22 protein-coding genes and 1 other RNA gene are annotated in these 23,076 nt (G+C 37.6%); 12 read left to right on the forward strand and 11 right to left on the reverse strand.

Annotated elements, in window-relative coordinates; all coding sequences use genetic code 11:
- Positions 1-80 precede the first annotated feature (80 nt).
- On the forward strand, positions 81-1,721 hold the full coding sequence (locus FTV32_RS03285; protein WP_180027921.1) for a chemotaxis protein: 1,641 nt from the start codon (positions 81-83) through the stop codon (positions 1,719-1,721).
- Positions 1,721-2,479 (forward strand): NAD(+) diphosphatase, encoded by a 759-nt coding sequence (gene nudC / locus FTV32_RS03290; protein WP_180027922.1) that lies wholly within the window; start codon positions 1,721-1,723, stop codon positions 2,477-2,479. The genes FTV32_RS03285 and nudC overlap by 1 nt, the downstream gene beginning before the upstream one ends.
- Positions 2,480-2,502: 23 nt before the next feature.
- On the opposite strand, the gene FTV32_RS03295 is transcribed toward nudC, so the two are convergent.
- The 4 genes from FTV32_RS03295 to FTV32_RS03310 all read right to left on the reverse strand — a co-directional run bounded on the left by FTV32_RS03295 (position 2,503) and on the right by FTV32_RS03310 (position 5,501).
- Positions 2,503-3,384, reverse strand: coding sequence for an alpha/beta hydrolase (locus tag FTV32_RS03295; protein WP_180027923.1), 882 nt, complete (start codon positions 3,382-3,384; stop codon positions 2,503-2,505).
- Positions 3,384-4,076, reverse strand: a complete 693-nt coding sequence (locus tag FTV32_RS03300) for a BON domain-containing protein (RefSeq protein ID WP_035266827.1) — start codon at positions 4,074-4,076, stop codon at positions 3,384-3,386. The genes FTV32_RS03295 and FTV32_RS03300 overlap by 1 nt, the downstream gene beginning before the upstream one ends.
- 64 nt (positions 4,077-4,140) lie before the next feature.
- Positions 4,141-4,557 carry a YraN family protein gene (locus FTV32_RS03305; protein WP_180027924.1) on the reverse strand — a complete coding sequence of 139 codons (417 nt, stop codon included), beginning with the start codon at positions 4,555-4,557 and terminating at the stop codon, positions 4,141-4,143.
- A 14-nt stretch (positions 4,558-4,571) separates the two neighbouring features.
- Positions 4,572-5,501 (reverse strand): penicillin-binding protein activator, encoded by a 930-nt coding sequence (locus FTV32_RS03310; protein WP_180027925.1) that lies wholly within the window; start codon positions 5,499-5,501, stop codon positions 4,572-4,574.
- An 11-nt stretch (positions 5,502-5,512) separates the two neighbouring features.
- On the opposite strand from FTV32_RS03310, the gene rsmI reads away from it, so the two are divergent.
- Positions 5,513-6,355, forward strand: a complete 843-nt coding sequence (gene rsmI / locus FTV32_RS03315; RefSeq protein ID WP_180027926.1) for a 16S rRNA (cytidine(1402)-2'-O)-methyltransferase — start codon at positions 5,513-5,515, stop codon at positions 6,353-6,355.
- 39 nt (positions 6,356-6,394) lie between these two features.
- Here the strand turns inward: rsmI and FTV32_RS03320 are convergent, their stop codons facing one another.
- The 5 genes from FTV32_RS03320 to FTV32_RS03340 all read right to left on the reverse strand — a co-directional run bounded on the left by FTV32_RS03320 (position 6,395) and on the right by FTV32_RS03340 (position 11,475).
- A complete protein-coding gene (locus FTV32_RS03320; protein WP_035269751.1) occupies positions 6,395-6,643 on the reverse strand; it encodes a hypothetical protein in 249 nt (82 codons plus the stop codon).
- Between the two features lie 170 nt (positions 6,644-6,813).
- Positions 6,814-8,052 (reverse strand): FAD-dependent monooxygenase, encoded by a 1,239-nt coding sequence (locus FTV32_RS03325; RefSeq protein WP_180027927.1) that lies wholly within the window; start codon positions 8,050-8,052, stop codon positions 6,814-6,816.
- Entirely contained in the window at positions 8,049-9,257 is a 1,209-nt protein-coding gene (locus FTV32_RS03330) for an FAD-dependent oxidoreductase (protein ID WP_180027928.1), read from the reverse strand. The genes FTV32_RS03325 and FTV32_RS03330 overlap by 4 nt, the downstream gene beginning before the upstream one ends.
- A 195-nt stretch (positions 9,258-9,452) precedes the next feature.
- On the reverse strand, positions 9,453-10,772 hold the full coding sequence (gene pepP / locus FTV32_RS03335; protein WP_180027929.1) for a Xaa-Pro aminopeptidase: 1,320 nt from the start codon (positions 10,770-10,772) through the stop codon (positions 9,453-9,455).
- 82 nt (positions 10,773-10,854) lie between these two features.
- Entirely contained in the window at positions 10,855-11,475 is a 621-nt protein-coding gene (locus FTV32_RS03340) for a UPF0149 family protein (RefSeq protein WP_180027930.1), read from the reverse strand.
- Between the two features lie 65 nt (positions 11,476-11,540).
- On the opposite strand from FTV32_RS03340, the gene FTV32_RS03345 reads away from it, so the two are divergent.
- From FTV32_RS03345 to FTV32_RS03360, 4 genes are all read left to right on the forward strand, one after another.
- Positions 11,541-12,092 (forward strand): hypothetical protein, encoded by a 552-nt coding sequence (locus FTV32_RS03345; protein ID WP_180027931.1) that lies wholly within the window; start codon positions 11,541-11,543, stop codon positions 12,090-12,092.
- Between the two features lie 2 nt (positions 12,093-12,094).
- Positions 12,095-12,379 (forward strand): cell division protein ZapA, encoded by a 285-nt coding sequence (locus FTV32_RS03350; RefSeq protein ID WP_180027932.1) that lies wholly within the window; start codon positions 12,095-12,097, stop codon positions 12,377-12,379.
- 101 nt (positions 12,380-12,480) lie between these two features.
- Positions 12,481-12,664: non-coding RNA, 6S RNA (ssrS, locus tag FTV32_RS03355), on the forward strand.
- A 401-nt stretch (positions 12,665-13,065) separates the two neighbouring features.
- Positions 13,066-14,040 (forward strand): hypothetical protein, encoded by a 975-nt coding sequence (locus tag FTV32_RS03360; protein WP_180027933.1) that lies wholly within the window; start codon positions 13,066-13,068, stop codon positions 14,038-14,040.
- A gap of 253 nt (positions 14,041-14,293) precedes the next feature.
- Here the strand turns inward: FTV32_RS03360 and FTV32_RS03365 are convergent, their stop codons facing one another.
- Entirely contained in the window at positions 14,294-15,550 is a 1,257-nt protein-coding gene (locus FTV32_RS03365; RefSeq protein ID WP_373683282.1) for a putative solute-binding protein, read from the reverse strand.
- Between the two features lie 225 nt (positions 15,551-15,775).
- On the opposite strand from FTV32_RS03365, the gene FTV32_RS03370 reads away from it, so the two are divergent.
- From FTV32_RS03370 to FTV32_RS03390, 5 genes are all read left to right on the forward strand, one after another.
- The gene (locus FTV32_RS03370; RefSeq protein WP_180027934.1) at positions 15,776-16,390 is read left to right on the forward strand and encodes a 5-formyltetrahydrofolate cyclo-ligase; all 615 of its coding nucleotides are present in this window, start codon (positions 15,776-15,778) and stop codon (positions 16,388-16,390) included.
- Between the two features lie 116 nt (positions 16,391-16,506).
- Positions 16,507-18,933: an endopeptidase La gene (gene lon / locus FTV32_RS03375; RefSeq protein ID WP_180027935.1), complete on the forward strand. Its 2,427-nt coding sequence runs from the start codon at positions 16,507-16,509 to the stop codon at positions 18,931-18,933.
- A 156-nt stretch (positions 18,934-19,089) separates the two neighbouring features.
- Positions 19,090-19,572 (forward strand): 23S rRNA (pseudouridine(1915)-N(3))-methyltransferase RlmH, encoded by a 483-nt coding sequence (gene rlmH, locus FTV32_RS03380; RefSeq protein ID WP_035268469.1) that lies wholly within the window; start codon positions 19,090-19,092, stop codon positions 19,570-19,572.
- A 100-nt stretch (positions 19,573-19,672) separates the two neighbouring features.
- A complete protein-coding gene (locus tag FTV32_RS03385; protein ID WP_180027936.1) occupies positions 19,673-20,449 on the forward strand; it encodes a class III extradiol ring-cleavage dioxygenase in 777 nt (258 codons plus the stop codon).
- A 153-nt stretch (positions 20,450-20,602) separates the two neighbouring features.
- Positions 20,603-21,379 carry an META and DUF4377 domain-containing protein gene (locus FTV32_RS03390; protein ID WP_180027937.1) on the forward strand — a complete coding sequence of 259 codons (777 nt, stop codon included), beginning with the start codon at positions 20,603-20,605 and terminating at the stop codon, positions 21,377-21,379.
- Positions 21,380-21,430: 51 nt separating this feature from the next.
- Here the strand turns inward: FTV32_RS03390 and gdhA are convergent, their stop codons facing one another.
- Positions 21,431-22,774, reverse strand: a complete 1,344-nt coding sequence (gene gdhA, locus FTV32_RS03395) for an NADP-specific glutamate dehydrogenase (protein WP_035268479.1) — start codon at positions 22,772-22,774, stop codon at positions 21,431-21,433.
- Positions 22,775-23,076: the final 302 nt, after the last annotated feature.

Consider the following 23,076-nt stretch of genomic DNA (forward strand, 5'->3'; position numbering starts at 1 on the left):
TTCGGCTATATTCATTTAGAGCAAAAATTCCCCTTATCTGGGCTCTGAGCAAAATTAACGGCCAACATAGGTTTCGATCGATGTCTTATCAAAGTTCAATTTATTTTGACCCTACAGCATTACTTATTGTTAAAAAAGAAATTGATCAAATCATCAATCAGGTCGAAAATACAGTATCAGAGCTTATTGAGGATCAAACACTTCCTTTTGGGATAGATGACGCATTCATTCGACTTGAACAATCCAATCAAGTTTTTGCCATGATCGAGCTTCCTCATCTCGCACAACTTGCACACTACTGTGCGCAAGTCATGTCAAAGATGATGCAAAATCCAACTGCAAAAAACCTGAAATACGCTGCCGCATTAAGTGATGGCACAACGATGCTAAAGCGATATATTGAATTTATTTGCTTACGTGAAGTCGATGTCCCCCAATTTCTCTTAGATACACTTAACCATCTAGAGCGAGTATTGAACATCCCTTGTACAGCATTGGGTAATGGAATCCAGACCACTCAGAAACAATTAACTTTAACACCGCAAGCATCATCGAATCAGATTAATTCATCTGATTATTGGAATACACTATATAAAGATTGTTTAATAAAATTAGTGACGCAAAATGAAACTGAAGACGATTTTGATCGTTTTAAACTCATTGTAGATCATATAGCACTGCTCTCTCTTGAAACACCGAGTCAACAATATTGGCTTCTGATGCAAATCGCATTTAATCAACTTGACCAACTCATTCTCAGTGATGCACGCCTAAAATGGTTGGCTAAAGTTGGCAGTCAGATCCGGGAGTTTTTAAATGCACCGCAGCATTTTCAGGTCGATGAAACTGACTTTGCTAATGCTTTAGCGATTTGTATTAGCCAAGAAAACTACGATTCACAAATGCTTCGTGAGTATTTTCAAATCTCGGACAACATTTTGACTGATGTTCAACTACAAATTTTTAGTCGCCATCTGTTTGGACCTGATCAAAGAACAATCGATACCGTTGCTCACTTGATTACAGAAGAATTGAATCAATTAAGGTTAGATATTGAAAGTCACTATCAAAGTTTTACTGACGATCAAATTTTAGATATTCGCTTAAAGCTCTATCGTATGGCAAATATCTTTTTAGTGATGAATCTTAATGAAGCTTATGCAGAAATGAAACTGCAAGCAGAGCATTTTCATCGAACCTATATTCAACAAAATGCCGATTTTGCTCAACGATTAATGAACAGCATGCTGTCGGCTATGAACTCTATCGGGATTTTAAAGCGAAATTTTGCACCAACTCGCATTCAACTTGATGTGAATAATATGAATATATCACTAGATCGGTTAGATGATGCGCATGAAACCCTGCAAAAAGAAGCTCGAATTCTCTTGCAAGAACTAGGCGATAAACTTTTTCAAAACAATGATGCTCAAGACACAAATGATTTATTAAACATCACAACCAATTTAAGACAATTAAGCGGTGCTGCTCTATTTCTTGATGCTCAAGTATTAAGTAATGCGCTAAAAAATAGTGCTGAGGCGGTTGAACACTATTACGATATTCAGAAATCACTCACCCACGAACAACTTCAGCACATTCTAGATGTGCTTGCCAGTCTAGAACTTCATCTTGATGGCTTGAAGTATGATTATCCTATTCATAAATCAGTATCTGAGACTGCACTCATCAGCAGTCAAAAAATTAAAGCGGTTGCCTAATGTCTGAACTCTCTGTTGCTTATATTTTTAAACAACATCAACTTCTCGTCGATGAAAACTTCCAATTACCACGTGTTGAACGTTTAGAGAGTGATCTGATTTTCAAATCTGGTGATCAGGTAATTGCACGAGATCTACATATTGAAGAAGCGATTCCTGAAGGTTATCAACTTGTGCCAATCCGACAGTTGATCACTCAATGGTCTAAGCAACAATTTGAACAAGCGAGCCGAGCAGTTCAATTATTAGAATGGCGTCGTAATCATAAATTTTGCAGTCATTGCGGTACAGAAACGGATGTGCACCGTTCAGAATATGCCATGATCTGCCCAGCATGTAATTATCACCAATACCCTCGTGTTCAACCTTGTGTTATCACCGTAATCACACGAGGTGACAATGAAATTTTGCTGGCGAAAAATGCAAAAAATAAATCCAATATGTATGGATTAATTGCAGGTTTTGTCGAAGTTGGTGAAACTTTAGAAGAGGCTGTGCAACGCGAAACCATGGAAGAAATTGGCCTAAACGTTAAAAATATTCAATATCTTGCCAGCCAACCTTGGCCATTCCCAAGTAATTTAATGATTGCTTTTCGGGCCGAGTATGATTCAGGTGACATTGTGCTTCAAGAAGATGAAATTAGTGATGCCCAATTCTTTAAATTTGATGATTTACCAGAAATTCCATTTGCAGGAAGTATTGCGCATGCCATGATTCACCATGTCATTCACAATACTCCTTTCAAATCAGAATAAATCAAATCCGAATCGTTATAGATTTATTTGAAGGACTCTTCTAAAACTTTCAGAATGAGAGATCGAGTTTTGAAGAGTCGATCAAATAATGTGGCAGTTGTTGCCATGATTGATACATGTCCAGTACGAGGCACCCGAATGAGCTGGCTATGATTCTCTACAGCTAACAGTGCTTGATGCATCTCTTCAGAATTATGATCTTTTACCAACGTATCTTGATCTGCTAGAAAAATATAGTGCTGAATATTATTTTTCTCTACAAAATAGTATGGCATCACCGCTTTGAAATTTACTGCTTTATCGAATGCATGTTCAGATAAATGATCACCTAGATAGTTAAAGTGATAGGGTCCAGCCAAACCAATCAACGCTTTAATTCGATCTCGTCCTTCAAAGTCAATGAATGAAGGATGGTAAATCAGTGACATCACATTAAAAGCACCAGCAGAATGTCCGATAAGCGCTATTTGATCTGCACAAATACCATATTTATCAGTACTTTTGATTAAATATTGAATTGAATCTGCAAGGTCAGTTACGTAACGAGGAAAAATATGTTCTGGCGCCAGATGATAGTTTATTACGGCGAGGTTATATCCAGCACGTGTCAAACTTTCTCCAAGAAACTTGTAATCGTCCTTACTTCCTCTACTCCATGCACCACCATGCACGAATATAACTAAAGGTTTATTCGCTGGCGCTTGGCAAACATAAAGATCCAGTCGTTGCCGAGCTTTAAGACCATAAGCAATATTTCTTTTTACAGAATAGCCTTTATTTGAGGTCAATTGATTTAATGCCAAACCACCCAAATTATATGGGCGAAAAGCATTCAGTTTTTGATTCAACTGGGTAAGTTTTAACTGAACTGATTTCGGAAAAAATTGCGCAATCTTATTCGACATTATTGGTAACTAACACCAGCATCAGGATCAATTGCAACGGGTGTTTCAACATAAGGTTGAGTACTCACCGCTGAAGGGTTCATAAGTGATGATGATTGAACACCTGCGCCTACTTGAGCAGATTCCACGTTATCAATCAAAGTAACAATTTTCGTGACATTCCCTACTCGTTGTAAAACTTCAATGAGATCTTGCTCTTCAGCTGTATTTAAGCGTCCCATCACATATAACACGCCATCTTCAGTATGAACCAAGACTTTACTGTCTGAAACAACTGGCGCACGCATAATTAAGCCACGTGTATTCGCTGTCGCAGTCGCATCTTGCATGATGGTAGAGTAACCAATTTGAGGACCAACTGTGATGTAATTATGAATAGATTTCACATCACTCATCGCTCGAACGTTATCTTCTGCTAACTGTTTCAAATGCGCATCAGGCACTTGACCTGTTAACAAGACATTACTGTGAAAGCTATTCACATTGACTCGAGATTGTTTAAAACGAGCATCCAATTTGTATAAATTGATCTTTGCTGTACGTTCAATTGAAGAGTCAATAAATACCTGACCTAAAGAACGAGCTCCACTCACCACCCCAACTGGTTCTGCGCCAGTTCCACCTGAAATAAAACTTGCACAGCCTGAAAGACTAGCAACACACGCCATCGAAATTACAATACGCTTCAACACTCAATCCGTCTCCTCGTGAAACTTGAATTTTTTCTATTGTTGGAAATGGCTTAGCTCATTCGGTTCATAGATTAATCAAGTCTGCATTTATTGTAAATGCATTTTCAATCCACTCGAGATCATAATCCATATCAGAAATTTCATGCTGTAACGGTTTTGCAATTTTTTTATGAAAATCAAAACAAAACACATCAAAACGATAATAAAACTCTGTATAGCTTGGAAATTTTTGAAGAAATGACATTGCTGTTTTCGCAATTTTAATTTGCTTGCTCGATGATATTGATTCTAGGGCTGAAGCATAGGTTGTTTTTGATCTGGCTTTGACCTCAACAAATATAAGCTCAAGATCACGTTGAGCAATCAGATCTATCTCACCATAAAGAGAATGAAAATTTCGAGCCAGCACAATATAACCCTGTGAGATCAAGATTTTTTCAGTTTGGTCTTCAGCCCATATACCTAATTGTTGAGAACTCATCCATTTAAGTCCTCTTAAATATTTTTTAATCTAAACCATGTTTTCTCGAAGCACGCAGGTTTTCTTTCGATCCGATGCTCTTTAAAATTCAAATGCCCGGTCTGACCTTGAATTGATATTTGATCAGGATTCTTCGTTTTCAACATCAAATCCGCCAAACGCCAAACATCTTGACCGAAGGCATTAAGACGTTGAAATGCAGCAGTATTTTCTGTTGTTTGATTAGTTTTTTTTAAAAATTGAACCATGACTGGTACATCACAGAATTTAGTTCCCTCCGGAATATCCATATTATGATCAATAGCAAAAGCCTGAACATACAATCGTTTTGAAGGCTTATTCTTCAATGAGTTGATCCACGCCATACTGCCTAAAAGCAACACCCCTTCATTTGACTTTATATCAGGCAATTGTTGGACTAGAGAAAACTTACCATGAAAATTTTTAAACACGGCATTTACAAAGCTTAAACTCTCGGACTCAGTACCAGACTCACGCAAGATATAGAGATGTTGAACTCTATCCTTTTCAATCTGTTTAATTAAAACTTGAGCATCATCAGTTTTCGATAAACTAAACTGCCAGACTTTTGCATGTTTAGAAGGAACTTCATTCAGTGCTAAAACAGGAATTTTAAGCGGTTCTTTCATTATTGCTTCGACATCCTGTCTCGCTAATGGACCAATAATAAGTTTGGTGTTTTGACTGACTTCCGTCTTTAGGATCTCTCTTAATCGTTTTTGATCCGAATTGACATATTTGATTGGCATTTCACTGTTCGACTTTTGATAAGCCTCATCAATACCATTTTTAATACTATTACTTGCTCGCGCCATAGGGCCTGAATCAGGTAAAATAACCAATACTTCCGCTTGGGCTTGGAAAATCATTCCACATAAGCCAATACCAATGAATTCTTTTTTTATTCTTAATAGATCCAACATGGAGAAACCTTATGAGTGCTCAGTTATTTGTTGTAGCGACGCCAATTGGGCACTTAGATGACATGACTTATCGAGCAATTGATGTTTTAAAGTCTGTCTCTCTTATCGCGGCAGAAGACACGCGTCAGTCCGCTCTTTTAATGAAACACTATAATATCTCAACTCCGCTAACAGCGTGCCATGATCACAATGAAAGTAACAAAATTGATATAATTATCGATAAGTTAAAAAATGGTGAAAATGTTGCACTCGTCAGTGATGCAGGTACACCGTTGATCAGTGATCCTGGTTTTAAATTAGTTCGTGCAGCTCAGGACCATGGTATCCGCGTGGTTCCTGTTCCAGGTGCATGTGCAGCTATCGCAGCATTAAGCGCTGTAGGTCTACCCAGTGATCACTTTAGTTTTGAAGGATTTCTATCTTCGAAACAATCTCAACGTCTTATTCAATTAAATAAGCTGAAAGACAACACGCATACCATGATCATCTATGAGGCACCACATCGAATCCTAGACTCTGTTACGGATATGGTCTCTGTGTTTGGAGCTGACCGTGAAGTCGGGTTTGCACGTGAAATTACCAAAACATTCGAAACAATTAGAAAAATGACTCTTGGAGATTTACAATCATTTATTGCAAATGATCATCACCAGCAAAAAGGAGAAATTGTATTGGTAATTGCTGGAGCAGCCACTGAAAAAGACATGCAGCAAGAAGAATTAGATAAATTACTCAATCGTTTATTGCAAGATTTATCTGTAAAAGCAGCATCTCAACTTGCAGCTGATCTCACTGGAATTAAAAAGAAAGTCGCATATCAACGCGCGCTAGAGCTCAGTGGCGCGAATGATTGAGCAAAATAAAAAAGCACCATATTGATGGTGCTTTTTTTATTAATCTTTTATTGATTCATCAGGTGGAACTTCAGTAATACGACCACCACGTGCTAGAAAAGCAGCAACTTCATCTTCCAGTGCCTGACGTTGTTTGAGTTTAGCTGTCACTGTTAATGTTTCAGCTTCAGCGACATCGGCATCAGATACAGTAACGTCACTTACGGCCGCACCTTTTTCTGCTGCTTGTGATTCATTTTCGTCTACAACACTGTCTTCGTTGTCATCAAAATCATTTGCGTCTGTCATTTCAAACTCCCCATCAATGTTTTCACGCACCTGATTGGAACGTGCTTTGATTTTTAGAGAAATGTATCAAGCTCTTTATCATTCGCATAGTATCTAAAGCACCTCATTTGTATATTTTTTAATCATATTGGTAAAAAAATATATATTGATGATTCTTTTTAGATCAGATTTCAATTCACTTGATATCTTGTATTACTGAGCTGACTCAAACCATTCGCTTGCGACATAAACGCCGATTTTAACGCACTGATATTTTCAACTTGTTTCAAACCAAAGTTTCTCGCCCAAACAATAGGAAAAACAGGAGCAGATTCCATCCACCCAATCATAGACATACTATGCATCATGGCATCGTTTTGAAATTTTCGTCGATGCTCATATTTCAATAAAGTTTGCTCATGAGCCCAAACGCCACGGGCGTAGTCAGAAAGTAGCACATCGCATAGAATTGCTGCATCAAGGCAACCAATATTCACCCCCTGACCAGCAAGTGGATGAATAACATGGGCTGCATCACCAATTAGCGCTAAGCCATCTTTAATATAACGTTGAGCAGCTCGTGCTTTCAGTGGGAATTTTGCTCGAGGCGTTGCGGCTAATACTTTACCCAACATATGATGACTCTCTCGTGTCAGTAATTGTACGAAATCTTCATCTGAGAGTGACGCAAATTCGTCTGCATAATCATCTGGTAAAGTCCATACAATGGATTGCCAATGACCATATTCTTGATCTTCTAAACTTGCCATTGGGAGAAAAGCCAGTGGCCCTGTTTCTAAGAAGATTTGTCTCGCAACATGTTGATGCGCTTGTTCCGTCTTGATCGCACAGCTAATACCAGCCTGATGATAATCCAAAACATCCAAATCAATCATGGCTTGTTCACGTACGAATGAGTTTGCACCATCCGCACCAATTAAAAGTTTCGTTTTCAATTGAGTTTGATCAGCGAGATGAAGAATCCAACAACCATTTCCTTGCTCAATACGTTTCACTTGAATCTGAGTACGGTAATCATCAATCTGGTCGATCATCATGCTCTGAATCGCAAGGTTCAAGATACTTGGTTCGACCATTGAACCTAATATTTGTGCTTGATCAGGTTTAGAATGCGCTGATGTTCCAAAATTGATTTCACCAAAGCCATTTTTGTTCCACACCTGCATTCCCGTGTAGGGTTGTTGACGAGCCAACTTATCCCATACATCAACATGCTTAAGCAAATGAATAGTGGCTTGGCTCAATGCAAGTACACGAGGATTCAATGATTTTAAGGTCTTCTCGTGATCCAATATCGGTGCTGCATCAAGTACAGTCGCTTGAACTCCACCTTTAGCCAGCAATAAAGCCGTTAATCCTCCGACTAAACCACCGCCCACAATCACGACATCTAAAATAGCATCATTCATGCTTTTAACCCCATTGCATAATTGGCAACGAGTGGCTTAATACCTGGAATATTTTCAAAGCACATTAGACCTGTATTTCGCACAAATTTTAGGATTGGATTTTGATTACTAAAGCCTCGCACCACAGAATCACAAAACTTAATCACACGTTGCTGATCTTTGAGTCGAGATTTTTCATACTCTTTCAGTACAGCAGCTTCACCTAAATCGGCATTTTTGATGACTTGTTGTTTTAAATATCGGGTCAATACATATGCATCACGCATACACAAATTAAAACCCTGACCTGCGACTGGATGAATGGTATGAGCAGCATTACCCATAAGTACAACTCGTCCTACTGCTTGTTTTTCAGACAAAACTTGAGATAAAGGAAAACTAAATCTACGTCCAGTTTTCTCAAATTTTCCAGCTCGATCGCCATACGTTTTTTGAAGAGCATCTAAAAAATGCTGATCATTTCCATCACCTAGCCACTCTCCCTCAGTACCTTTAGGCACTGGCCAAACAACAGAGCGACGGTATTCACCAGGTAAAGGCAACAATGCTAAAGGACCAAGTGGGCTGAAACGTTCAAAACCGACATGGGAGTGAGGTTTGGATGTCTGCACTGTAGTGACAATCGCCACTTGATCATAATCATACACTGATGCACCAACACCGAGTGCTTTTCGACAGAAAGAATCACGTCCATCTGCTGCTATGACTAATTTGGATTGAAACTGCAAATGTTCATTCGCTTTTAATGCTTCAAGATAAGCTAAATTCTCATCCTGTTTAAGCGACGTCACTTGAACACCATCAATTAACTCAATGAGTGGATTTTTTTTGACCTCTGATAACAATACTCGTCCAAGCCATGCATTCTCAATCACTTGACCAAAGCTCTCTACTTTCTCTTGAGCCGCGATTAAACGTGCCTTACCGAAGCTTCCTTCTTCTGTGATATTTACTTCTAAAATAGGCGTTGCATATTGTTGCAGTGAATCCCAAATTTCCAATTCTTGATAAATTTGCACGCTTCGACGTGACAGCGCACTATTACGGGCATCAAAACTTGAATGATATGGTGCAAGGTTAGCATCATCATAGTTAGGATAGCTGATCGCCTCTAACAATTTCACTGCAATGTTAGTTTTAGCCAGCATAAGAGCAAGGCTTAATCCGACCATTCCACCACCGACAATGATGACTTCTTGTTGCATGTTTTGATCCTTATAAAAGCAAGCAATAGCTGCATACACATAAATTCTTAATCAAATTCATCTTACAATAAAGTTTTTACTTTTTATAATGAATTAGCGTTATTGAAGATGAAGCCATAATTCATTTTTCAATATTGAATATGACATTAAAAAAAAGCCGATGTTTCCATCGACTTTTTAGATTTGTGAAAATGGTTAACTCGCCATCAAGGCTTCGATATCTTCAATGGTTTTTACTACTTTAGCAGTCAGGTTTCTCGGTCCATCTTGAGTGACAACAATATCATCTTCAATGCGAATACCAATCCCTCTCCATTTTGGATCGACAGTTTCATCATCAGGGGCAATATATAAACCTGGTTCAATGGTCACCACCATACCTTCTTGATATGTTCGCCATTCTCCATCGACTTTATATGCCCCTACGTCATGAACATCCATGCCTAACCAGTGACCAGTTCCATGCATATAAAATTGACGATAGGCTTCTGTCTCAATGATTTCATCGAGATCACCCTGCATGATTCCAAGATTAAGCAAGCCTTGCACTAAAATACGAACAGCAACGTAGTGTGGCTCTTTATAAGAGTTACCAATTCTAACCGCATCTATTGCAGCGATTTGTGCATCGAGCACTATATTATAGAGCGCCTTTTGTTCAGGATTAAATTTACCATTTACTGGAAACGTCCGTGTGATATCTGACGCGTAAAATTCATATTCACAAGCTGCATCTATTAAAACTAAATCGCCGTCATTAAGTTGTTTGTTATTTTCAACATAGTGCAATATACAAGCATTTTCACCACCACCCACAATACTGTTATACGATGGTACACAACCATTTTTACCAAAAATATAATTCAGCTCCGCTTCTAAAGCATATTCCATCATTCCTGGTCGTACAGATTTCATCGCTTGCGTATGTGCTTGAGCAGAAATATCAGATGCGATTTGCATTAACTCTATTTCTTTTGGCTCTTTGTGTAGACGCATCTCATCTAAAATTGTATCTAACTGAATCAATTGTGTCGGTGCAGCGGTACCACGTCGGCTTTCACCACTTGCTTCTGCAATCCATTTTGTAATTTTTGCATCAAAACTGGCTTGTTGACCAATTCTATAAAATAATCTTTCTTTTCCTTGAAGCTTTGCGATGATTTCTTCGTCTAGTAGATCAATCGCATAAGCTTCATCCGCATCATAATCATCGACTGCACCATCAATCCCTGCACGGTAACCTGTCCAGATTTCCATCTCTCGATTGCGTTCACGACAAAATAAACTGTAGGTATAACCTTCTTCTTCAGTATCAAATGTTTCAATTACAGCAACTGCTTCAGGCTCTGCAAATCCTGTTAGATAAAAAAAGCTGCTATCAGCGCGATATTTATAATCAGCATCACGATTTCTAAACATTTCTTCACGTGTTGCAATAATTGCAATGCTTCTTAGGCCTATTTCAGCGGCTAATTGATCACGTCGTTTTTGAAAATCTGATTGAGTAAGTTTCATATCTTTTCTGCAGCTTAGGCTATTTAATTTAAGAAAATACAGTACTACTTATATGTTAAGTAGTACTCCTGATTAAATGTAATCAACTTGGTCGATGAGGTGTAAACATCTCAACGACACTTTGCTCATTTTTTTTCGAAATTGTTGGTTTTACATGTTTCAGTAATGAGCTTTCTTCAACAGCAATCTTGGTTCGTCCAACAGATAAACTCACTGGAATTAATCGAACAAATTCATAAAGTTCTTGATAGCTAATTTCACCTTCTTCATCATTATCAGAATCTTCAAACTCGACTGCTGCAATATCTTGTAAGTGTTCAATCAACTCAGCTTCATCAGCACGAATATGCCCAGACGCTAATCCAAACCCCAACACCACTCCTGCACACCAATCTGCTAAAGCTTGAACACGCTCAGACAATACATGTTCATCATCAGGCAAAATGGGTAAATAATCTAATTCATCTTCTGACAAAGCATGCGAAACATCTTCAGATTCCTCAGCCAGTAAATTAAGTGCAGCAGGTTCTAATTGAGGCACATTCAATGTAGACAAAATTTGTAACCACTCCTCATGAGATGGCGGTTGGGTTACACAAACAATACCTGTAAGTAAACCATGTAACTCACTTGGACTAGTAATTTCCTCAATTGAACCGAAATGTTGGTTCCAATCTGTCCAACCTGAAATATCGTCTTGCATTCGTTTTTCCAATCTCTATACTTCTGTATATATTACCTTTGATTGCGAAACTACGCGACCTCGTTATGTTAGAACAATTACAGCGTTTACAAACGCATTTAGGCACGCTTAAACATCGTTTGTCCGTAACCGAACAAATGAATAGTTCTCTTGAAGCTAAACAGAAAGAACTTCAGGAAACTCATCAAACTCAAACCGCTCAAAAAAATAGCATCATCACTCAAAAGCAAGAACAGATTGAAAGTCTAAATGACAAATACAATCAATTAGATAGTATTTATAAAACCTTAAATCAAGATGCTACTGCTTTAGCAGAACGTTATAGTCGTTTAGAAAAAAGTTGTACTGATTTAAAAAATAGATTTCAGGAAATCTTGGCTGAAAGAAATGAGCTGAGAGTCATTAAAGAAAAAATGTTGGCTGAGCAACGTCAAGCTCAAAAAGAAATTGATGAATTGAAGGCTGAAAATCAACGTTTAATCAAAAAAAATGAACTCGCTAAAACTAAGGTTGAGCAAATCATTCAACGCTTAGCCATTTTAGGTACTGATCAAGATCATCATACCCAAGAAATCCAACAATTAGAAAATCCGGCTGAACAAAATGAGGAAGCATAATTATGTCTGAAGTCGTTACAGTCGAGTTAAGACTAATTGAACAAACATTTAGACTTTCAACCACTCAAGATCGGAAAGATGATTTACAACGTGCTGGTGATTTGTTGAATGAGAAATTTCAAGAATTTCGTAGAAAAGCACCTAACGTAGAACACAATAAGCTCGTTATCATGGTGGCTTTAGAGCTTATGCAAGAAGTTTTAACAATGAACAAATCCTTACAAGAATATTCTCATTGTGAACGCTTACTTGCAACAATCTTGGAAGACGTTGAAAAAACTGTATAAATTTGATCTAAGTTTGCACAGTCAGTTTTACTGAGTGAATTATCACGCAAATAATGGGTACACCAAGGTTTGCCAATCTCACTCATTTCGTTATACTTAATTTAACTCTGGGATGTTCGCCAGCGGGTCTATTCCCCTGCCGATACTTAAACTTATGGATTGTGTTCTGTATATTTAGAGCGTATGCCCACCTCGAGTGGGAAACCCAGCAAGTATACGTCGCGTCCACCTTGAACTCATCGGGTTCAGGGTAACGACACATGCAGCGGCATCTCCGGAGTCTTTATTTTATTTTCTCTTTTTTCTTATTTTTGAATAAACATCCTTGCGCTTTATACCAAATTAATAATCAATATTAATAATTTTTGATTTTTATCACATTATTTTCACTATAAACAACTTATTAGACACTAATCTAAAACAAATATACTTAAATCTCAATATTATTTAATTATTTAAACCTATTGCTTTATCTATATTTAACAATATAAAAAAATTGACATATTATTGGTAAATTTGATTAATAATGACCTAGTAACTTTTCTAAAATTTAAATTATTATTCCCCATAATAGAAATTACACAAAAAGTATTTCATTTTAATGTCTTCTTATTGTTTAAAGACTTCATATTATTAGTCAAACATTATAAACAATGAGAATAGATTTATATTTAAAGGAAGAGAATATGTCTAAATTAGCAAAATTGGCTGGGGTTGCGAGTATTGCTGCATTACTAAGTGCATGTGGTGGTGGAAGTGACTCGAAGCTTGACACGCCAAATGATAATTATATTAAACCAGGTGATGTGAGCTCTACATTTATACCTTTTAAAGATAAGGATTTTTTAACAAAACTTAAAGAAAAGCTTGGTTTTTCAGAATCTTTGAATGTCATGGATGATCGATTTAATCAAGCATTAGGACATATGATTGGCGAAACATTGGGTGATGGACCCATTACTCGTACAGGTAGAGTAATTGAATTAACAGATCAAGGAACAAGTGCATTTACAATTTTGAGAAATTCAATTTGTACTGAGCTCACTAAAAGTGGAACTACTCAAACAATCAAGCTAAAAAGTGGTAATGATTCTTGTGCAACTAGTTTCGGCAAGGAAGTCGTAACATTTAAAGGAGGATCTATTTCGCTTACTGAAACATTAAGCTCTACCACAGTTGAGTTTAATAATGCGCTTTATACACCGTGGACTGATACATCTAAACTATATTTAGTCACTGGTAAAATTGTAAAAGATACAGTTGGTTCTAATGGCGCAATTTACTCTGTAAAAGATCCTTTAAAATTCCAGATTGTAGATAAAAATAACCCTAGCACTACATTGGAATATATGGGGCTACAGGATTATGAATACCGTTTTTTTGATGAACAATTACAAAGTGTGTCAAGTAAAGGTACAATCGTTGGCCAACCTAAAGATGCTAATTTTTCATATGCATTTAACTTCAGTGTAACTCAACCCTTCGAAAAAGAGTGGTGGAGAATTTACCCGAAAGCAGGCGGTAAGTTAGAAATTATTGATGAGTACAATCAAAAGATTGTCGTTGAACAAACTAAAGATTATTCATCATCCGCATCAGTTCGCTTTAATTCAGGCGTGCCAGCTAATGTGTCTTGGAGCGATATCGTTAAAAAGAAATAGGCATAAAGCCCCCATCTGGGGGCTTTTTTAACCATTTAATTTCATGTGTTGCGCGTTCTCTGACATTCTAAGCTGCTCATAATGCACTGGATCATATGCGCATGCACTTATCAACAAAGTATAAGTAACCACTGCGATAAAAATTTTCATCTCACATTTACTCATGAATCAAGATGTGAGTAATTTAAAGCATGGCTAAAAACAAATAAAACCGATTAAAATTATAAAAACCATCTATTTTATAGATTATTAGTTACTCATCTTGAAGCGCACACTCATAATTCTTAGGATCATCACTACATCGTATCTTTTTAAGGATAGACATCATTTCAGGATGATAATGCCCTTCTTTTGTCATCTGAATTCTAGCTTCGCGCATAATTTTCAAATATCCAGGTTTCTCAGCATCTCTTATATTCATCCAAAATTTAGGATCAATTTTAGATTCAGTTTGATCAATAAATTTATAAGCTGGTGTTAATTGCTTGGAAATAATCTCCCTTGCTATGGGCCCCATTCCAGCAGGAAATTTATTTCGATGCATAATCAATGTACCCGTCACTTGAACCAGTGGAAAACGAATAATTGCGCCTCGTACCTCGCCCTTGTTTGTCATTCCACGATAGAGTTCCAAAGGTTCAAATAAGATTGCAGGTGCTGCGATAATATCAACTTCCTTATTGTTGAATTTTCCGCCTACAGAAGTTAAATCCACTGAAACTGGTTGAGCACCAACATTTTGGACTAATTTTTTTTGGGTTGCGTCAAAACTCATTACAGCAACTTTTTTCCCAGCTGCTTTAGATAAAGTATCAATTTTACGATCATTTACCATAATATAAGCAGCACCTAAAGGCACAATACCGACAATCTCATAATCCTTATTGACCATTTTCGAGTCAAATTCAGGTCTTGCTAACAGCTGAATCACTTTAGTCAGTTGTTTATAGTTTTGAACTGCACCTATTGCATCAATACTTCCAACAAAAGAGTTGAATTGCTTAGCACGTAAATTACTTATTCCAGCACCATCACAACGTTTACTTCTAAAGTCTTCAGTTAAAACCCGTTCATCTGTATAGACTTTTAAATTAACTTCAGTGGATGTTTTTTGCTTTAATTTTGGATAATTCAAATCTATCTGCATTTGTAGCTTAGCCGTACGATTGACAGTCATTTGCACGCCAAAATCTTGAGCAACTTTAGCAATTCGTGGTAATTCACTCATATAGCTCGTCGCCTGCTCAAATGCTTCACCATGAGCACCGCTCGGTGAATACACACATAAGGTGACTTGTTTCGGAATCTGTTGCCAAACTTTTGGATCATTCAGTAGTTTTTTTATTTTATTCACAGAATGGCTGGACAATGATAAATCCAACTTAGAGTTAGTTTGAGCATTTACATGATTTGTGATTAGACCAGAAAGACTAATTACTGTCGTGAGCATAACCATACGATAAGCATGTTTGCTCTTTTTAAATAGACTACCGTTTTTTTTATTTTTCATTATCGTTCCCTTTTCTATTCTTTATGATCAGAGCTTCATTGATCTGATAGAGTTCAGCTTATCGGCTTCAATTAAAAATTAAATTGACCCCAATCTTTTATTTGTTACACCTAGAGTAAATGAAAAATATACTATCGAAAATATTCAAATCAGGTTGATTAAACCTGAGTAAAAATCGATAAACTACTTACCCTTACACATGCACTTAGATTGGTACAGTTTGAAATGCAGTTGCAGACACAACTTTTAAGAAAAAATCTACGTTCTCGTAGAAGACAACTCTCAATTTTTACGCAACGACGTTCTGCTTTTCAGATTTTGTCAAAAATCCAATCTCATTCTAAATTTAAATCTGCACAAAAAATTGGGATTTATTTAGATGCATTCGGTGAAGTTCAAACACATATCCTAATCATGCATTGCTTTTCAAAGCATAAAGTCGTCTATCTCCCAAAAGTCTCCAGACTTGATTCAACTTTAAAATGGGTTCCAATTTCAAAGCATCAATATCTAAATAAACGTTTTACTAAACATAAATTGGGAATGTATGAGCCTATGCATAGATTGGGGCAAAATGTAAAACAACTTGATGTACTGTTGATGCCCCTTGTTGCGTGTGATCATCATGGAACACGTATGGGTATGGGAGGTGGCTTTTATGATAGAACGTTAAAGCATGCGAGCAATCACCCCTATCGCATCGGTTTAGCGCATGACTTTCAATTAATTTTAGATCCTTTAAATCGCCAGCCTTGGGATCAGCCATTAGATGAGTTAATCACCCCTAAAAAACGATTAAAATTCAAACGGAGAATGTTAATTAACCCTAAATCCAACTGAATTTATCAAGATTAGTAGAAATAAATCGAATTTTATCGATTTTCACCCTTGTATTTTTTAAATTACACATCACTATAAAAATATGGCAACACCGTTGTCACTCATTAGGAGTGCTCATGACTGATATTATTATGAATGAAGAAAACTTAGAACTTCAGACCCCTAGCGTGTTACCGCTATTAGCTTTGCGTGATGTTGTGGTTTATCCACACATGCAAATTGCGCTTTTTGTCGGCCGTGAAAAATCGATTAAAGCAGTTGATGTAGCTCGTAACAGTGACAATTTAGTTTTTGTAGTAGCTCAACAAGATTCTCTTACAGAAGAAATTGATCACGACAATTTATATCAATACGGTACTGTCGCGAAGATTGTGCAAGTCGTAAATCATGAGAACGATGAAAACTGCATTAAGGTTTTAATCGAGGGTATTTATCGCTCTAAATTGATTAATATTTACGATCAAAACGATTATTTAGAAGCTGAGCACAGCCTTAGCCCAATGACGATCCGTATGGAATCGTCAACTCAACAAACTCGCCTCGAAGAATTACGTGGTCTTTTCAGCCAATACGCTGAAGCAAAACTACGTAATGCGCGTGAGTTAATTAATGCTGCAAATAAAATCGATGATTTATTGCAACTCATGTTCTTCGTCGCAACACGCGTGCCGTTAAATATCGAAGTGAAACAAAAATTCCTCGAACACGATGAATTTGAAGCTCATTTACAAGAGTTAATGACTTATTTGCTTCAACAGTCTGAAGAACAACAGATTGAGCAAAATTTACATGACAATGTAAAACGTCAAATGGAAAAGAATCAGCGCGAATATTTTCTAAATGAAAAAATGAAAGTTATTCAGCGTGAACTTTCTGACATGAATGGCGGTGCTGAAGATGATATCGCAGAGATTGAAAAACGTTTAGCTGAAGCTGATCTTCCTGAGCATGTTCGTAAAAAAGCAGAAGGTGAATTCCGTAAGCTCAAAGCAATGCAGCCTGCATCGAGTGAAGCAGCCGTAGTTCGTAATTACATCGAAACTATTTTAGATACACCATGGAATAAGGCGAGCAAAGTAAGTATCAATCTTGCTAAAGCTCAAGATATTCTTGATGCTGATCATTATGGTTTGGATGAAGTTAAAGAACGTATCGTTGAATATCTTGCTGTTCAGTCACGTGTAAAAAAACTACGTGGACCAGTATTGTGTCTCGTAGGTCCTCCTGGTGTAGGTAAAACCTCATTAGGTGAGTCTGTAGCTAAAGCAACAGGTCGCGAATTCGTTCGAATGGCACTTGGTGGTGTTCGTGATGAGGCTGAGATTCGTGGACATCGCAGAACTTATATTGGTGCGATGCCAGGTAAGATTGTGCAATCACTTTCTAAAGTCGGTGTAAAAAACCCTTTATTCCTACTCGATGAAATTGACAAAATGGCTCAAGATCATCGTGGTGATCCTGCATCTGCCTTGTTAGAAGTGCTTGATCCTTCACAGAATCACAAATTCAACGATCACTATCTCGATCTTGATCTTGATTTATCTGAAGTCATGTTTATTTGTACTGCAAACAGTATGAATATACCTGAAGCTTTGTTAGATCGTATGGAGGTCATTCGCCTTCCTGGTTATACAGAGGAAGAGAAAATCAATATTGCTGAGCGTTACTTAGTACCTAAAGCAATCAAGAATAATGGCTTACGTGCTAAGGAATTAAGTGTACACGAAGAAGCAATTCGAGATATCGTACAACGCTATACACGTGAAGCTGGTGTTCGAAGTTTAGAGCGTGAAGTCTCTAAAATCGCACGTAAAGTGGTTAAAGAAGCGGTTAGTAAAAAAGCGAAAAATCTTCAAATTGAAGTTAATTCGGCAAATCTACCTGACTACTTAGGGCCGCATAAATTCGATTTTGGTATGGCTGAAGAAGAAGCTCAAGTCGGTCGTGTTAATGGTCTAGCTTGGACTTCAGTTGGTGGTGAACTACTGACAATTGAAGTTGCAGCAATGAAAGGTAAAGGCAAATTTGTAACCACTGGTTCTTTAGGTGATGTTATGAAGGAGTCTATTACTGCAGCCATGACCGTAGTGCGTACACGAGCTGATGCTTTGGGTATCGATTCTACTCGCTTTGAAGAAACCGATATTCACGTGCACTTACCTGAAGGCGCTACGCCTAAAGATGGTCCTTCAGCTGGTCTTGCTTTGACGACAGCATTAGTTTCAGCGTTTACTGGCATTGCGATTCGACCTGATATTGCAATGACTGGTGAAACTAGCTTGAGTGGCCGTGCAATGCGTATTGGTGGTTTAAAGGAAAAATTACTGGCTGCACATCGTGGCGGTGTAAAAATGGTCTTTATTCCACAGGAAAATGCACGTGATTTAGTCGAAATTCCTGATAATGTGAAAGAAGGTTTAGATATCAAAGTTGTAAAATCAATTGATGAAATTTTACCACTAGCATTAACCTCTATGCCTAAACCATTAGTCAAAACACCCATTGTGAAAGCAGTTGACGAATCAAAATCTGCGCGACACTAATCGGTCTTTTAAGTGAAGAAAGAGAGCTTAGGCTCTCTTTTTTTATAAGATGCCAATGGATGCAAAATTAACAACCCATTATGTTTTAACTTTTGATTTTATAAATTCATCACTTTGAAATGTATAATAACGTGAAACTTCTAGTGACACATTTTCATGAAAATTCGTATCTTGACCATTGGTCAAAAAATGCCAGCATGGGTTCTTACTGGTTTTGAAGATTATTTCAAAAGAATTCAACCTTTTGTACAAACTCAAATTGTTGAGCTTCCTATGGCGAAACGCGGAAAGAATGACTCTGAAGCTGATATTTTAAAATATCGTAATATCGAAGGCGATAGCATTTTAAATGCACTGAAAGGAAATGAACTTTTAATTGCACTTGAAGTGGGAGGAAAAGAGTTTAGTACAGAAAAATTAGCTGAAACCATGAAAGGTTGGATGCTTGAAGGGAATGATGTTGTGCTCGCGATTGGTGGACCTGATGGACATTCTGACGCAGTTCGTAAAGCTGCTGCTTGGCACTGGTCTTTATCTAAATTAACGCTACCCCACCCTATGGTTCGCATTCTGTTGATTGAACAACTTTACCGTGCCATGAGCATTAATCATAACCATCCGTACCATCGTGCTGGATAATCGTTCCGAATTTGCAACATGATGTTCAAATTTAAATGGTTACTCTGACTTCTAAAATTTGCGATGATCACCTCATACATCTAAGAATGGAACCACCCTCATGACTATTCAAACGCTACCTGGCTTATTCATATCACATGGCTCTCCAATGCTGGCTTTGAATCCTGAACAGGTTGGTCCAGCTTTACATCGCTTGAGTCTCAATTTGCCCAAACCTAGAGCGATAATCGTCATGTCTGCGCATTGGGAAAGCAATGCACTCGAAGTAAGTACGGGCACTAGACCTGAAACATGGCACGATTTTCGAGGTTTCCCAGATGCACTCTATGAAATTCGCTATCCTGCCCCTGGTGCTCCAGATGTTGCTGAACAAGTTTTAAATTTATTCGCTGAGGCACAAATTACTGCACATGCCAATAGTACACGACCTCGTGATCATGGCGTATGGATGCCTTTATTACATATGTATCCAGAAGCTGATATCCCCGTAGTCGAAATCTCTTTACCTATGACGATGTCTGCTGAAGCGATATTTAAAATTGGTCAAGCTCTCGCTCCATTAAGAGATCAGCAAATATTATTAATTGGCTCGGGAAGCATTACCCATAATTTAAGAGAGCTTGCTTGGCATGGTGAAACGAGTGAAGTTCCAGAATGGGCATCAACTTTTAGAAACTACGTGGTGCAGCAGCTCACTCATTCGGATTATCCTGCTATTTTAGCGTGGAATACGATTCCTTATGTTCATCGCAACCACCCTACGATAGAACACTTTGCACCTTTATTTTTCTCTATGGGCACTGGTGATCGTTTTAGCATTGTACATAGTAGTTTTACCATGGGTGCTTTAGGAATGGATATTTATCGCTTTGATTGAGAGAAAATAAAATATCATTTTTTAAATGACCATCACGAATTAATCATCGATCAATGGATACATTTTGATACTGAAAAGTGCAGAATGTATCCATATTTTTTTAGATGCCGTGCGTTATCCTTCCTCGGATCAATACAATTTAGAAAACTTGTTATGAAATTAAAATTAATTGCCTTGGCTATTTTGCCTATCACACTTGCTGCGTGTCAGACTTCCGATCTACAAAAAGCTGGGGATTTAGCTGTGTCTGTGCTTCAACAACAAAATGCTGATCAAACTCTCTCTGCATACCAATGGCAAGCCAATCCACAAAATGCGCCTCAACCAATCACTTTAAACTTCACCGCTGATAAAAAACTTTCAATTCATACGAGCTGCAATACTTTATTTGGCGGGTTTGAGCTAAAAAACAATACTATCGTAGCTGCTCAACTTGCATCTACCATGAAGGGATGTAATGGTTTGGCTGCCGAACAAGAACGCTTTGCTGGAAATCTATTTTCCCAACCTGCTGTTCCTTTCGTACTTAATTTAAATGATCGTGATAATCCAACGTTGACTTTGGTACAGCCGAATGGTGAAAAGATTATCTTCACGGGTAAAATGACACCTGAAACCAAATACAAAACTCAAGGTGAAACCATATTTCTTGAAATTTCGCCAGAAACTAAACAATGTACTGGTGTAGCTCCCCAAACTTGTCTACAAGTCAGAGAAGTAAAATACAACGATAGTGGTATTAAAACGCAAGTCGATAAAGACTGGACTTTATTCTACGATCAAATTGAAGGTTTTTCACATAGTCCGAATGAACGTCAAATCATTCGTGTAAAACGTTATGAAATTAAAAATCCTGCTGCAGATCAATCAAAGTATGCTTATATTTTTGATATGGCTGTAGAGCGTGAAGCTGTAAAAGGTTCTTTATAAAGAATAAAAAACCGAGGCTAAGCCTCGGTTTTTTTATTTTTGAATATATTCTTAGAATACACCCTGAGCTAACATCGCATCAGCAACTTTTACGAAACCAGCAATGTTCGCACCATCTACATAATTCACAGTACCATCTTCTTGAGTACCGAATTTTACGCAGTTACGGTGAATTTCTTTCATGATTGCATGTAAACGCTCATCTACTTCTTCGAAAGACCAACCTAAACGAAGCGCATTTTGAGACATTTCAAGACCAGAAGTTGCAACACCACCTGCATTAGATGCCTTACCTGGAGCATATAGAATTTTTGCATCAACGAATTTTTCAACTGCAGCAAGTGTAGAAGGCATATTTGCGCCTTCAGCTACGCAGATCACACCATTTGCAAGCAATTTATCCGCATCATCAGCATCTAATTCATTTTGTGTGGCACATGGAAGTGCGATATCACACTTAATACCCCAAGGACGTTGCCCTTCAAGATATTCAAAACCATGCTTCGCTGCAAACTCAGAGATACGACCACGTTGAACGTTTTTAAGCTCCATTACTTCAGCTAAAAGCTCTGGAGTTAAACCGTCTTTAATGTATACAGTACCAGCTGAATCTGAAAGTGAAACAACTTTTGCGCCCAAATACATTGCTTTGTCAGCAGCAAACTGTGCAACGTTACCCGAACCAGAGATTGTAACTACCTTGTCTTTGAAACTGTCGTTACGAGTCTTAAGCATTTCCTCAGCGAAATACACTGTACCGTAACCAGTTGCTTCAGGGCGTGCTAGTGAACCACCAAAAGTTAAACCCTTACCTGTAAATACGCATGAAGTGTCATTGCTGAGCTTCTTCATCATACCCGCCATGTAACCAACTTCGCGGCCACCAACACCAATATCACCCGCAGGAATATCTGTGTCAGAACCTAAGTGACGGTATAACTCGATCATGAGTGCTTGGCAGAAACGCATGATTTCGCCTTCTGATTTACCTTTAGGGTCAAAATCAGAACCACCTTTACCACCACCCATTGGTAGTGTAGTTAACGCATTTTTGAAAGTCTGTTCAAAACCTAAGAATTTTAGGATTGAAAGGTTCACTGAAGGGTGGAAACGCATACCACCTTTGAATGGACCAATTGCTGAGTTGTACTGAACACGGAACGCACGGTTAACGTGTGTTTGACCTTGATCATCAACCCAAGAAACGCGGAATTGAATCGCACGTTCAGGTTCAACTAAACGTTCTAATAAACCATGAGCTGCATACTTAGGGTTCTTTTCAATAAAAGGCCATAAGCTTGTCATCACCTCTTCAACAGCTTGAAGAAATTCTGGTTGATGTGCATCACGTGTTTTAACGTAGTCTAGGAAGTCGTTAAGGCTGTTGTATTTCAACGCTTAATCCTCAGCAGAAAATGGATCAAAATTGGTCAAAATTTCAATATATTGATAAGTTTTGGCGCAAAGTATTAAATATCTTTTACAGGCACTGTACAATAGTTTTCATAATTTTTTTTAATATTTTTTTAATTTCAATTACTTAATTATAGTATTTAATAATTTTAAATTATCAAATTCATTACTTTTAATTATAAATTAATGCTTATTCGGCGCTTTTATTGCGCGATAAATGACCCATAACAGCGCACCCCAAACTAACACTAATCATGTTAAAATCATTCATATTTCGCACCTAT

Source organism: Acinetobacter sp. YH16032 (assembly GCF_013417345.1).
Lineage (GTDB): Bacteria > Pseudomonadota > Gammaproteobacteria > Pseudomonadales > Moraxellaceae > Acinetobacter.